General features: G+C 66.3%; 15 protein-coding genes. 4 read left to right on the top strand and 11 right to left on the bottom strand.

Features of this window, described 5'->3' with window-relative positions:
• Positions 1-271: 271 nt before the first annotated feature.
• Together JOF46_RS14105 and JOF46_RS14110 are read right to left on the bottom strand one after the other, a co-directional pair.
• Entirely contained in the window at positions 272-1,636 is a 1,365-nt protein-coding gene (locus tag JOF46_RS14105) for a dihydrolipoyl dehydrogenase family protein (RefSeq protein WP_209908076.1), read from the bottom strand.
• 144 nt (positions 1,637-1,780) lie between these two features.
• On the bottom strand, positions 1,781-2,092 hold the full coding sequence (locus JOF46_RS14110) for a hypothetical protein (RefSeq protein ID WP_071215143.1): 312 nt from the start codon (positions 2,090-2,092) through the stop codon (positions 1,781-1,783).
• A gap of 204 nt (positions 2,093-2,296) precedes the next feature.
• On the opposite strand from JOF46_RS14110, the gene JOF46_RS14115 reads away from it, so the two are divergent.
• Both JOF46_RS14115 and JOF46_RS14120 read left to right on the top strand, forming a co-directional pair.
• Entirely contained in the window at positions 2,297-2,737 is a 441-nt protein-coding gene (locus JOF46_RS14115) for a VOC family protein (protein WP_245348133.1), read from the top strand.
• A 15-nt stretch (positions 2,738-2,752) separates the two neighbouring features.
• Positions 2,753-3,475, top strand: a complete 723-nt coding sequence (locus JOF46_RS14120; RefSeq protein WP_209908080.1) for an AAA family ATPase — start codon at positions 2,753-2,755, stop codon at positions 3,473-3,475.
• Positions 3,476-3,526: 51 nt separating this feature from the next.
• Here JOF46_RS14120 and JOF46_RS14125 read toward each other — a convergent pair whose 3' ends face one another.
• The 5 genes from JOF46_RS14125 to JOF46_RS14145 all read right to left on the bottom strand — a co-directional run bounded on the left by JOF46_RS14125 (position 3,527) and on the right by JOF46_RS14145 (position 6,702).
• A complete protein-coding gene (locus JOF46_RS14125) occupies positions 3,527-3,700 on the bottom strand; it encodes a hypothetical protein (protein WP_209908082.1) in 174 nt (57 codons plus the stop codon).
• 80 nt (positions 3,701-3,780) lie between these two features.
• The gene (locus JOF46_RS14130; RefSeq protein ID WP_209908084.1) at positions 3,781-4,602 is read right to left on the bottom strand and encodes a DUF1206 domain-containing protein; all 822 of its coding nucleotides are present in this window, start codon (positions 4,600-4,602) and stop codon (positions 3,781-3,783) included.
• A 344-nt stretch (positions 4,603-4,946) separates the two neighbouring features.
• Positions 4,947-5,369: an alternative ribosome rescue aminoacyl-tRNA hydrolase ArfB gene (gene arfB, locus JOF46_RS14135; protein ID WP_209908086.1), complete on the bottom strand. Its 423-nt coding sequence runs from the start codon at positions 5,367-5,369 to the stop codon at positions 4,947-4,949.
• Positions 5,370-5,468: 99 nt separating this feature from the next.
• A complete protein-coding gene (locus tag JOF46_RS14140; protein ID WP_209908088.1) occupies positions 5,469-5,855 on the bottom strand; it encodes a VOC family protein in 387 nt (128 codons plus the stop codon).
• Between the two features lie 442 nt (positions 5,856-6,297).
• Positions 6,298-6,702 carry a VOC family protein gene (locus JOF46_RS14145; RefSeq protein WP_071215149.1) on the bottom strand — a complete coding sequence of 135 codons (405 nt, stop codon included), beginning with the start codon at positions 6,700-6,702 and terminating at the stop codon, positions 6,298-6,300.
• A gap of 92 nt (positions 6,703-6,794) precedes the next feature.
• On the opposite strand from JOF46_RS14145, the gene JOF46_RS14150 reads away from it, so the two are divergent.
• Together JOF46_RS14150 and JOF46_RS14155 are read left to right on the top strand one after the other, a co-directional pair.
• Entirely contained in the window at positions 6,795-7,373 is a 579-nt protein-coding gene (locus JOF46_RS14150; RefSeq protein WP_209908090.1) for a sugar O-acetyltransferase, read from the top strand.
• 7 nt (positions 7,374-7,380) lie between these two features.
• Positions 7,381-7,923: a TetR/AcrR family transcriptional regulator gene (locus JOF46_RS14155; protein WP_209908091.1), complete on the top strand. Its 543-nt coding sequence runs from the start codon at positions 7,381-7,383 to the stop codon at positions 7,921-7,923.
• Here the strand turns inward: JOF46_RS14155 and JOF46_RS14160 are convergent.
• The 4 genes from JOF46_RS14160 to denD all read right to left on the bottom strand — a co-directional run bounded on the left by JOF46_RS14160 (position 7,920) and on the right by denD (position 11,590).
• Positions 7,920-8,333 (bottom strand): helix-turn-helix domain-containing protein, encoded by a 414-nt coding sequence (locus JOF46_RS14160; protein WP_209908093.1) that lies wholly within the window; start codon positions 8,331-8,333, stop codon positions 7,920-7,922. The genes JOF46_RS14155 and JOF46_RS14160 overlap by 4 nt on opposite strands.
• A gap of 146 nt (positions 8,334-8,479) precedes the next feature.
• On the bottom strand, positions 8,480-9,103 hold the full coding sequence (otnC, locus tag JOF46_RS14165; RefSeq protein WP_342592455.1) for a 3-oxo-tetronate 4-phosphate decarboxylase: 624 nt from the start codon (positions 9,101-9,103) through the stop codon (positions 8,480-8,482).
• A gap of 45 nt (positions 9,104-9,148) precedes the next feature.
• A complete protein-coding gene (locus JOF46_RS14170; RefSeq protein ID WP_209908095.1) occupies positions 9,149-10,600 on the bottom strand; it encodes a GntP family permease in 1,452 nt (483 codons plus the stop codon).
• Positions 10,601-10,627: 27 nt separating this feature from the next.
• Entirely contained in the window at positions 10,628-11,590 is a 963-nt protein-coding gene (gene denD / locus JOF46_RS14175) for a D-erythronate dehydrogenase (RefSeq protein WP_209908097.1), read from the bottom strand.
• Positions 11,591-11,599: the final 9 nt, after the last annotated feature.

Genomic DNA, 11,599 nt, shown 5'->3' on the forward strand with positions numbered 1-11,599 from the left:
TTGCCATGATGGTGCCTGCCCCTCCGCTGTCCCGTGGCGCGCCCCGGTCCCCCGGCGGGTTGCGCCTGCGGGCACGTGCCTTGGTGGTCCTCGGTGCCTGGGTTCGTGTGGCTGGGCGAGGAGGGGGGACGAATTCATTCTATTAGAACACGTGTTCTAATCAAGCCCCCGGGCCGGCCCCCGCGGAGGATTCCCGGGCATCGGGGCCGGCTTCCCGCCGCTGACCTGCGGCGGGAAGCCGGGCAGTGAGAAGGCCCACTGCCGGCGCGGCCTAGATTCCCTCGTCGCTTCGCAGCCGGTCCAGGGCCACGAGGTAGGCCTCGGTGTAGCTGGGGAATTGCGGGGCCATGTCGCGCAGCACCTCCAGCGGGATTTCCGCCCTGATGGCCAGGGAGGCCAGGTGGATCCATTCGCTGGCTTGCGGGGCGATGGCCCAGGCTCCGATGACGACCCTCCGGTGCCGATCCACCACCAGGCCCAGGTCCCCTCGCGGGTCCTGTTCGTAGGTCCAGGGCCGGGCAATGGCCTCGGGCAGGTTGACCTGGATGGACGCCGCGTCGATTCCGCGCCCCTCGGCCGCATCCCGGGTCAGGCCCACTGCGGCGATCTCCGGGCTGGCGAACACCACGCGCGGGATCCCGTCGTAGCTTGCGCTTCGTTCCCTGCCCAGGATGCAGTCGGCCACGATGCGGCCCTGGTACTTGGCCACATGGGTGAAGGGCATGATCCCGGTGACGTCCCCGATGGCCCAGAGCCCCTCGGCTGCCCAGCAGTGGTCGTCAACCCGCACGCCGCCCTTCCCGTCAAGGGTCGCCCCGGCGCGTGCCACATCCAGGCCCTCGGCGCGCGGGGCCCTTCCGGTGGCGAAGACGACCGCATCGACCGCGACCTCTCCGCCCGCCCGCAGCTTCAGGATGCTGGTTCCGTCCTCCCCGCGCCGCCCGCTGGCCACGGTGCTGCTGGCCAGCACCGTGACCCCGAGCCGGCGCAGGTGCTCCTCGGCGAGCGCGGAGACCTCGGGCTCCTCGCGCCGCAGCAGCCTGGCGCCGCGGTTCAGCACGGTGACTTGGACCCCGAATCCGGCCAGGAAGAAGGCGGCCTCCAGCGCCACAGCGGATCCGCCCACGATGGCCACGGATTTCGGCAGCGTCGCCAGGGTGTAGAGCTCGCGGCTGGTCCAGGCGGTGATCTCCCCGATGCCCGGGAAGTCCGGGAGCACGGGGACGGTTCCCGTGGCGATGATGATGTGGTGTGCCAGGTATTGGTTCCCGTTGGCGCTTAGGTGTCCCGGTCCGGTGATTGTCGCCTCGCCGCGCACCACGGTTGCCCCGCGTTTGGCGTACCCCTGCTCCTGGGCGCTGTCGTCGAGGTGCCGGGCCATGTAGTCGCGGTATTCCCGGGCCTTTTCCCAGTCCAGGGCGCTTTCGGCGGCTCCGGCCGCCCCGGCGGCCTCGACGTTCACCTCGGGTCCGCGCAGGACGGTCTTGGAGGGGATGCAGGCCCAGTAGGCGCATTCCCCGCCGATGAGCTCGGCCTCGAAGACGACGACCTTCTTGCCCGCGGTGAGCAGCCGGTCGGCTGCGACCTCGCCGCCGGGTCCCATGCCGATGATCGCGGCATCGAATATTTCTTCCATCAGAGCACTCCCGTGTTCGCGTTCCTCGCGGCCGTCATCCAGGCACCTGCCCCCAGCCTTGCACCTGGTGCGGCCAACGACCAGAGCTTGCCCTTCGCCCGCTGGTGGCGCCGGAGGGGTTTCGGGGCCAGCCGTACGGGCGCGCTAGGCGCTTTCCCGGTAGGCCTCGGGCATGCGGATGATGCGCCAGCGGCCCGTGTCGGCCTGGCGGGAAACCTCGAAGGTGCGCAATGGGCCCACGCCGGCGAGCTTGACCTGCAATTGCCAGACCTCGTAATCCACGAGCCCCGGGCCGCGGCCGCGTTCGGCACGCAGCTCCTCGGTCCACCAGTTCCTTCGCTCGAACCAGCGCACCGGCTCGGCCGCGAGCCTGTACTCGCGACCCTGCCAGCGCATGCGGATCGGCACCCCCGCCGGTGTGCAGTCAACCTCGATCGACTGGGTAAAGATTCCCATTCGCTCGCCACCCTTCCCGTTGCACAAGCGGGCCCGACGCCCTCCTGCCCCAGGGGCATGAGAGGCGGTTGCGGGTTGCGCCCGTGCATTCACCAGTTTATTAGAAACTTTGTTCTAGACAAGATGAGAGTAGAACATGCGTACTACGGTTTGTTGTTGAAGGGTCCCCTTGAAGCCCATTCACATGGGCCTATGCTTGGGTGCATGAGCACAGACACGCCCCCGGCAGTCACCGCGCTCACCCTTGGGGTGCGCGATGTCCAGCGGTCACGCGACTTCTACGTCACGGGCCTGGGTTTCCGCGAAATCAATTTCATCCCCGGCGAGATCCTGTTCGTCCAGGCCGGCCACGGGCTCATGCTCGCGCTGTGGAACGTCGAATCGATGCCCGGGGAATACGGGGAAGTCGGGCACGGCCCGCTGGCCCCTCCGGTCTCCCTGGGCCACAACACCACCAGCGTCGCCGAGGTCAACGACCTCTACGCCCGCGCCCTGGACGCCGGCGCAACCCCGATCGGCGCGCCAACCACCCGGGAATGGGGCGGCACCAGCGCGTGCGTGGCGGACCCGGACGGTTTCCGCTGGGACTTCGTGCACAACCCGTCCTTCGCCATCGACGACGACGGAACCGTCACCGGTGTCTGAGAACTCCCGCCACCGATGAGGCTCTCCAGCTTGCCGATCCGCCGGATCGCCGAACACGAGCTTTCCCCCGCACCGCGCAACCAGTGGCCCCAGACGCTCCCGCCGGTGCGCCAGCTGCTGGACCAGGGTCTTGACTTCGGTGCAGCCACGGTCTTCGTGGGCGAAAACGGTTCGGGGAAATCCACGCTTATCGAAGCCATAGCGCTGGGCTACGGGCTGTCCCCGGAGGGCGGCTCCACCGGGGCGCAACACAGCACCCGTGCCACCGAATCGGGCCTGGAGAAGCACCTGCAGCTGGTGCGGAACATCGGTGCCAGCCGCCGCGGATACTTCCTGCGCGCCGAAACCATGCACGGTTTCTATACCTACCTGGAGGAAAATCCCACGCTGCGGCGCAAGGATCCGGAATTCCACACCATGAGCCATGGCGAATCGTTCCTCGAGCTGATCGTGGACAGGTTCCGCGAGGGCGGGCTGTGGGTTCTCGACGAGCCCGAGTCCGCACTCTCGTTCTCCGGGTGCCTGGCCCTGGTGGGAATCCTGAAGGACCTCATGGCGCAGGGCGATTCGCAGGTCATCATGTCCACGCACTCGCCGCTGCTCGCTTCCCTGCCCGGGGCCGACATCTACGAGGTCGGCCCGTGGGGGCTGCGGCACAGCGCCTGGGACGAGCTGGACCTGGTGACCAACTGGCGCTCCTTCATGAACCTGCCCGAACGCTACCTGCGCCACCTATAAAAAAGGTGTGCAGGGCACCTGGCCCTGCACACCCGGCAAGCCCCCCGGCGGTTACTGCCCGGAGTCGGACGGCGCCGCATCCGTGTCGAAATCCTCGGACAGGGCACCGCCCTCGCTCTTCCACTTGGACAGCTGCTTCTCGCTGACTTCGCGTTCGTCGGTGTTGGGTGTCAGGTTGTTTCCGGGCTCTTCGTTTTCGGCCATGTTCCGGTTCTCATCACTCATGAGGCCCACGCTAGCCGCTTCGCGGAGTGCAGGCCAGCCTTCCGTCGGCCTCCGCGCGCCGCACGAAGCCGCGCAGGCATTCAGTCCATCTTCGCCAAGCGGGACTTGGCGATCTGGAACAGCCCGTAGCACCCCAGGCCAACGCCGATGAAGACCAACGCGTATACGCCGAAGGGTTGGCTGCGCAGCGCCTTGAGCGCACCATCGAGCCCCGTGGATTCCTCGGGATCCGCCTGCACCGTGGCAACGATGACCAGCAGCCCGACCAGGAACAGGGCCACGCCCTTGGCAACGTAGCCCAAGACGCCCAGCACCACGGTTGCCTGCCGCAAAGCCTTCGAGGCAGGAAGGGACAGCTGCTTGGCAAACGACTTCAAGATGCCCCTGGCCGCAAAGACGATTCCGGTCACGGCAATGCCGGCTCCGATGAGCAGCAAGAGCGCGGGGCCGAAGGGCATGGACATGATGCCGGCCGTGGCGTCGCTGGTGGACTCGCTGCTGTCGGTGCGGTTGCCCAAGGCAAAAGAGCCGAACCCCAAAGCGAGCGCGAGAAACACGATGCCCTGGCCGGCTGCGGACAGCTTTTTGCCCAGCTTCGTCCTTGCCGGGGCGCGGCGGTATCCAAAAAGGACTTCGCTTATCTGCCACAGCCCCAGGGCCAGGCAAGCGATGCTGCCGATCCACACCAGGGCGTACCCGGCCGGTTGGGCCGCCAGCTGTGCCATCGCGCCGCTCTGCTCGGCATCCTTGGAATCCCCGAAGGCCAACCTGACCGCAATGATCCCGACCAGGACGTGCAACAGGCCGCTGACGGCAAAGCCGGCCCTGGCGGCAATCACGAATGCCCGGGAATTCGAGGCATCCTCGGCGGCGTTGGCAACGTCGTTCAGTTCTTTCTTCATGCGGGTCCCCCTTGGCTGCGCCCACGTGGGGAGCTACGTGTCGGTAACGACATCCTGCCACCGTTCGGGGCGGACGCATACATTTTCCCCCATCCCCGAACCCGGTGGGGTCAACCACCTGAAGCTTCCGGCCACGGGCCTGGAACGCAGCCGCACTTGACAGGCCGGCAGACCCGGTTTTCGGCAGCTGATGGAAGTCGGCAACGAGGGCCCCTCCGTCGGGCTGGCCACGCAGCATCCGCGCGGAGGACCTGGGCCGGGCCTGTGGCTCGACCGGACGGGCACGATCTACGCCGCCTCCACTGCTGGCCATGAGCCCGGCACAACGCACCGCGGCAGGACCGCTACTCGGCCGAGGGCCGCTGCCGCTGCTGCTTCGTGGCCGAGCGCTGCGACTTCGCGGCGAGCCGGCGGCGTTGGGAGCCCTTGGTCGGCTTGGTGGCACGCCTGCGCGGCGCATCCGGCGCCAGCGCCGAGGCCAGCATCCCGGCGAGCTTCTGCAGCGCAATCTCGCGGTTGCGCAGCTGGGAGCGCTGTTCGGAGGCCGAGACTGTGAGCACTCCGGAAACGAGCTTCGAGTCCAGGCGAGAGGCCAGTCGCTGGCGCTGCGCGTCGGTCAGCACGCGGGAACCGGCAACGTTCCAGGACAGTTCGACGCGGCTGTCCGAGGTGTTCACGTGCTGCCCGCCCGGCCCCGAGGAACGCGAGAACCGCCAGTCGAGCTCGGATGCCGGAATCGTAAGCGCCGGTGAAATCTCCAGATCCATGCTTCAAGCATCGCATGGCCCAAGGGGCACGCATGCCCGGCGCCGGGCACGGGACACCCGGCCCCCGCCACCAGGGCAGGGACCGGGCAGGTGCCTAATCTAGGCGTGGTCCTCGTGAAGGCACAGGATGTTGCCGTCGGGGTCCTTGAACCACGCGGCCTTCTCCGATCCAAGGACACAGATGTGGTCGACGGTCTTCAAATCCGGCAGGTCGTAGTCCTCGAAGACCACGCCGTGGCCATCGAGGTCGCCGATCGCATCGGTGATGTCGTTGACCTCGAAGCTGGCTGCGGTGTGGGTGGAGGGCCTTGCCTGCGGATCGCTGAGCAGGGCAAGTGAACCGGCACCCGCGAGGGTGAAGACAAGGTTGCCGTCCGCTGCCTTGCCCCGGAAGGGAAGGCCCAGTGCATCCTCGTAGAACTTCCGCGACCGCTCGGCATCGGTGACGGGAATGATGGTGGTCAATGGGCTGGTTGAAAGTGACATGGGGAACCATCCTCGGGTGGAAATCTGGCCCTCCAATTTTACGTCCGGATCGGCGAAAAAGAGGCAAGGAATCGGGAGAACAAGGGGCCGCAAAGCGGGGTTTCGCAGGCTTCCGCCGCGTCATACACTGGGCGTGCATCCACTGTCGAAAGAAGCGAGTGGCCATGACCATCCCGCAGCCTCCCGAGCCCCCGGACCCGCCGGCCGAGCCCGGCCGCGTTCCGCCGGTCCCGCCCGGACCACCCGTGCCGCCCTACGATCCGCCGCCGGATCCGGGGCCGTTGCCGCCCCGGCCCGATCCGCAGCACCCGTATCCGCCCGTTGAACCGGACCCGATCGGACCGGTTCCGCCGATCAGGTAGGCCCGGGGCCAACGACGGCGGGCCCGCATCGCCATAACGACGATGCGGGCCCGCTGCGTTTGGTTCGCCGAAGGGTTCGGCTACTGGCGCTGCGAGAGCCGGATCAAGTTGCCCGAGGGGTCCCTGAACGCGCAGTCCCGCGGGCCCCACGGCTGCTCGATGGGCTCCTGGAGGACCTCGGCCCCGGTGGCGCGCACCTGCTCGAAGAGTCCGTCAAGGTCGGAGGTGGAAAAGACCGTCATCGGCAGCACGCCCTTGGTGAGCAGCTCCTGGATGGCGTTGCCGTCGGCCTCCGAACGCCCCGCGTGCGGGTCCGAGAGCACGATGCCCAGCCCGGGCTGGGTGTCGGAGCCCAGGGTGACCCAGCGGTGCTCGCCCGATGCCACGTCGTTCTCCACCTTCAGGCCCAGCCCGTCGCGGTAGAAGGGAATGGCCGCGTCGACGTCGTTGACGGTGATGTGAGAGTACTGCAATGAAATATCCATGGCTCAACCATAGGACCGGGGGCGCCGGTGCGCTTCTTGAATCCTGCTCGATGCCAACATGCCGGCCCGGCCGCCAATGTACGATCGTACGCATGAGTGAAAGCTTTTCCGGGGACACCCGAACCAACCGCGAACGCATGCTTGCCGGAGAACTCTATGACGCCTCCGACCCGGAGCTGGTCTCCGAGGCCCGCCGAGCGGTGCGCCTTGCCGACGAGTACGCCAGGATCCACTTGATGGACAACCACGCCGCCCGGCACGTCCTGGTCGATCTCGTGGGGCACCTGGGCGAAGGCGTGGAGATCAAGCCCCCGTTGTTCGTGGACTACGGAACCCAGCTGTCGATCGGCGAGCGCACCTTCATCAACTACAACCTCACGGCCCTGGACGTCGCCCCGATCAGCATCGGGGCCGACTGCCTGATCGGCCCCAATGTCCAGCTGCTGACCCCCACCCACCCGCTGGATCCCAAGCAACGCCGTGCCAAGCTGGAGGCGGCCATGCCCATCACGATCGGTGACAATGTGTGGATCGGCGGCGGGGCGACAGTCCTGCCGGGTGTCAGCATCGGGGACAACAGCGTCATCGGCGCCGGTTCGGTGGTCACCCGGGACGTTCCGGCCAACGTGGTGGCCGTGGGCAACCCCGCCCGCGTCATCAAGAACCTCTAGGTCCCCGGTGTCCACCCGCAGGGTCGATCCGGACCGCCGCGAACGCATCATCGGCTGTGCGCTGGAGCTGATTGCCTCCCAGGGCGTGGCCGGCACCTCGCACCGCAAGGTCGCGGCGCTCGCCGATGTGCCGCTGGGATCGATGACCTACCATTTCTCCGGCATGGATGAGCTGCTCGAAGCGGCCTTCACGCGCTTTACCCGTGAGGTCGGCGAGCGCTTCGCCGCACGGCTTGCCGGTGGGCTTGCCGGCGCGGAGCTGGTCTCGGCGTTGGTGGAGCTGATCCACGACGACGTGCTCGATTCCCGCCGCTCGCTGGTCCTCACCATGGAGCTGTACACCCTGGCGGCGCGCAATCCGCGCTTCAGGGACATCACCCGGTCATGGCTCGAATTCAGCGCCCGGTCCCTGGAACGCCACATGGATGCGGCAACGGCGCAACAGGTTGATGCGCTGATCGAGGGGCTCTCCATCCACCGCGCCCTGGGCATCGGGCCGGCTTCCAGGGAACGGACCGCCGATGCGCTGGGCAAGATCCTGGGGACCTAATACCGGGGCGTTCTGGTGCTTTTGGGGCGGGTGACCGACTTGGCGATGCAGGCGGGCATGGCCTCCACCGCCGCATGTTCCCGGTTGCGGTAGCCGCTGGGGCTTTCTCCGGTGATTTGGGTGAAGCTGGTGCTGAAGGAACCCAGCGAGGTACAGCCCACCTCCATGCAGGCGTCGGTGACGCTGACCCCGGAGCGCAGCAGCGCCATGGAACGCTCGATGCGCCGGGTCATCAGGTACGCATACGGGCTCTGGCCGTACGCGGCCTTGAACTGCCGGGAGAAATGCGCCGGGGACATGAGGGCCTTGGTCGCCATGGTGGGCACATCCAGGGGTTTCGCGTATTCGCGGTCGATCATGTCCTTGGCCCTGCGCAGGGCGGTGAGCGTTTCAAGCTCGGATTGCTTCATGGATTCGAGGTTATCAGCGCTTCCCCCACTCGACGTGGCAGCCCGTCAGGCCGCTGCCACGAAAAGACCCGTGGCCGGCGACTGCTATGCAGTCAGCGGCCACGGGCCTTTTATCGTCCGGACAGGACGAGCACAATTGACCGGTGCTACCGGTTCACCAGGGCATCAATCTCCACCGCTGTCAGCGGACGGGTGTCCCGGCCGCGAAGCAACAGCGCCAGCTGCGCGGACACTTCCAGTTCCTCGGCGGAATCCACCGCATTGACCAGGCTCTTCCCCGCGACAATGCTTCCGTGGTTGCCCAGGATGATGGCCTTGGCCTCCCGGGCGGCCTCAAAGATGTCGCGCTCCATGCCGGGGTCCCCCGGCTTGTAGTAGGGAACCAGGGGAATGTCTTCGCCCAGGCGCATCACCAGGTACGGGGTGTGCGGCTTGATCAAGGGCCCGGTGCCCGGTGCCAGGCAGCTGAGCGCTGTCACATGCGTGGAGTGCAGGTGGACGATGGCCCCGGTATCTGGCCGTGCCTCGTACATGGCGCGGTGCATAACTACTTCCTTGGAGGGAGCGTCGCCCGAAATGTGGTTCCACCCGTGGTCCAGGAGCGACAAGCTCTCGGCGTCCAACCGCCCCAGCGATGAGTTCGTGGGTGTCATCAGGTAGCCATCGGCCACGCGGACACTGATGTTGCCGGCGCTGCCCACCGAGTATCCACGCTGGAAGAGGCTTGCCGCCAACTCCACCATTTCTGCTCTAGTCTCGAGAAACTTCACTTACTGCCCTTTGCTTTGGAATGTTGGTGGATGGGTGGGTACCCATCAGAGGAAGATGTCGGCGACCAGGATCGTGACCAGTGCCGTGGCCCAGGCCACCGTGGTCGGAATGGACCAGGTCAGGATCTGCCGTTTCACGTCGGTGACTCCAAGCATGCGGTTGACGACCCAGAATAGGCTGTCGTTGAAGTAGCTGAACACCATGGCGCCCAAGCAGGCAGCCTGTGCGGCCAGGACCATGTTGACGTCGGGGATCTGGGCCAGGATCGGCGCAGAGAGCGATGCCGAGGTGATGATGGCAACGGTTCCGCTGCCCTGCACCAGGCGGACCATGGTGGCGATCAGGAACGGGATCAGGATGCTCGGCAACGGGAGGGTCGAGACCCACTGGCCGATGGCATCGCCGACACCGCTGTCGCGCAGCACCGCGCCGAGGGCTCCACCGCCACCGGTGACCAGCAGGATGATGCCGGCTGACTCAACACCCTTTTCCATCTCGGCAAGAACGGAGTTGCGGTCCATCTGGCGGGCCAGCCCGTAGATGGCCAGCAACACGCCGATACCCACGGCGATCACCGGGTTGCCGATGAATGAAGCGATCTGGACAACCATGTCCGGGATGGCTCCGTCGGTGGCCTTGGCAACGGCCGAGATGCCTGTGTTCAGGAAGATCAGGACGATGGGCCCGAGAACCGGAAGCAGGGAAAGGAACAGGGACGGGAGTTCCTTCAGGCGTTCATCGGCAAGCTCGTTGAATTCCTTGAAGGCTTCCTTGGCGGTGGTCTTGTTGTCGGCGACGGGCAGGATGCTGTCCCCGCCTCCGGCCGCCACGGACACCGAAACCGGTGCCATGGCGTCGATCTTGGGGCCAACGAATCGGGCGTAGAGCGTGACTGTCACCAGGGCAGGCAGGGTCAGCAGCAACCCGTAGAGGATCATGTCGCCAATCGACACGCCGTAGATGCCTGCGGCACCCAGCGGGCCCGGGGTCGGAGGGACCGCGTGGTGGGTCAGCACCATGCCGCCGGCCATGGCGATGCCCAGCGTCAGCTTCGAGCGGCCGGTGCTGCTGGACAGCGCCTTGACCAGCGGGGTGAGGATCACGAATGCGCTGTCAACGAAGATCGGGATGGAGATGATGTAGCCCGCGACCGACAGCGCCCAGTCTTCGCGCTTGCTGCCAAGCCAGCGGATCATGGAGATGGCCAATTTCTCGGCCGCCCCGGAAACTTCCAGGATGCGGCCCATCATCACGCCGAAGCCGACGACCAGGCCAATGGTGGCAAGCGTCGAACCAAAGCCCTTGGTGATCGAGGCGACCGCCGCCTCTGGTGTCATGCCGGCGGCCAGCGCGGCAATGGACGCCGCGATGATCAAGGCCAGCAGTGCATGCACCTTGGTCTTGAGCACAAGGAAGATAAGCACTGCGATGGCAACCACAAGCCCGACGATGGCCGCCGGGCTGGCAGTTGCGATAGTTTCAACCGCAAAATTCATGGTGGTGTTCCTAGGATCTGGGGAAAGTTAGTTCGCGATGAAATCGTCGCGGTATTGCTGGACGACCTGGTCGAAGTCGGTGTCGGAGACGAAACCGAGGCTGCGCGTGCGTTCGACGTCGAAGGCACCGGGCCAGGAGCCGACGATCGCATCGATCTTCGCGTCGTATGTGATCTCCACCAGGTCCCGCACCTGCTGGCCACCGACACGAGCCAGGCTCTCGAGCATTTCACCGGCGGTGACGCTTAGTCCCGGGACGTTGAGCACCCGCCAGCCTCCGAGTGTCTCTGCGCCAAGCTCAAAGGCATGGACCAGGTTGGCCACCGCGGCGTTGGGCGAGGAGAGCCACATCTTCGTTTCAACCGGCACCGGGCACACCGATCCGGTGCCGTTCATCGGTTCGCGGATGATCGAGCTGGCAAAGGACGATGCCGCGGAGTTCGGCTTGCCGGGGCGCACGGAAATGGTCGGCAGGCGGCAGATGCGCCCGTCGATGTAGCCCTTGCGGGTGTACTCGTTGACCAGCAGTTCGCCGATGGACTTGACCATGCCGTAGGTCGATTCCGGCTGAGTGGCCAGGTTCTCCGGGACAACCGGCGGCATTTCCCCGCCGAAGACGGCCAGGGAGCTGGTGAACACGAAGCGCGGGGCTGCCTTGGTGTTCCGGGCCGCCTCAAGCAGTGCCCGTGTTCCGTCGACGTTGACGTTCATGGCCAGGTCGAAATCTTCCTCGGAGCCGCCGCTGAGCACGGCTGCGAGGTGGAAGATGCCCACGGTGTCCTCTGTGACCAGACCGTGGAGCAGTTCGATGTCGCCGATGCTTCCCTTGACCGAGGTGACGCGCGAATCATCGACCGGGCATGCTGCCAGGTCCAGGGATACGATCTGGTCGAATTCCACGGCGCCGGTGCCCGCATCCTTGCGCTCAAGGAGCAGCTGGATGACGCGGCTGCCGAGGAATCCGCCTCCGCCGGTAACTATGATTTTCATCTTTGAAAC

The sequence above is a fragment of the Paeniglutamicibacter psychrophenolicus genome, from assembly GCF_017876575.1.
GTDB lineage: Bacteria > Actinomycetota > Actinomycetes > Actinomycetales > Micrococcaceae > Paeniglutamicibacter > Paeniglutamicibacter psychrophenolicus.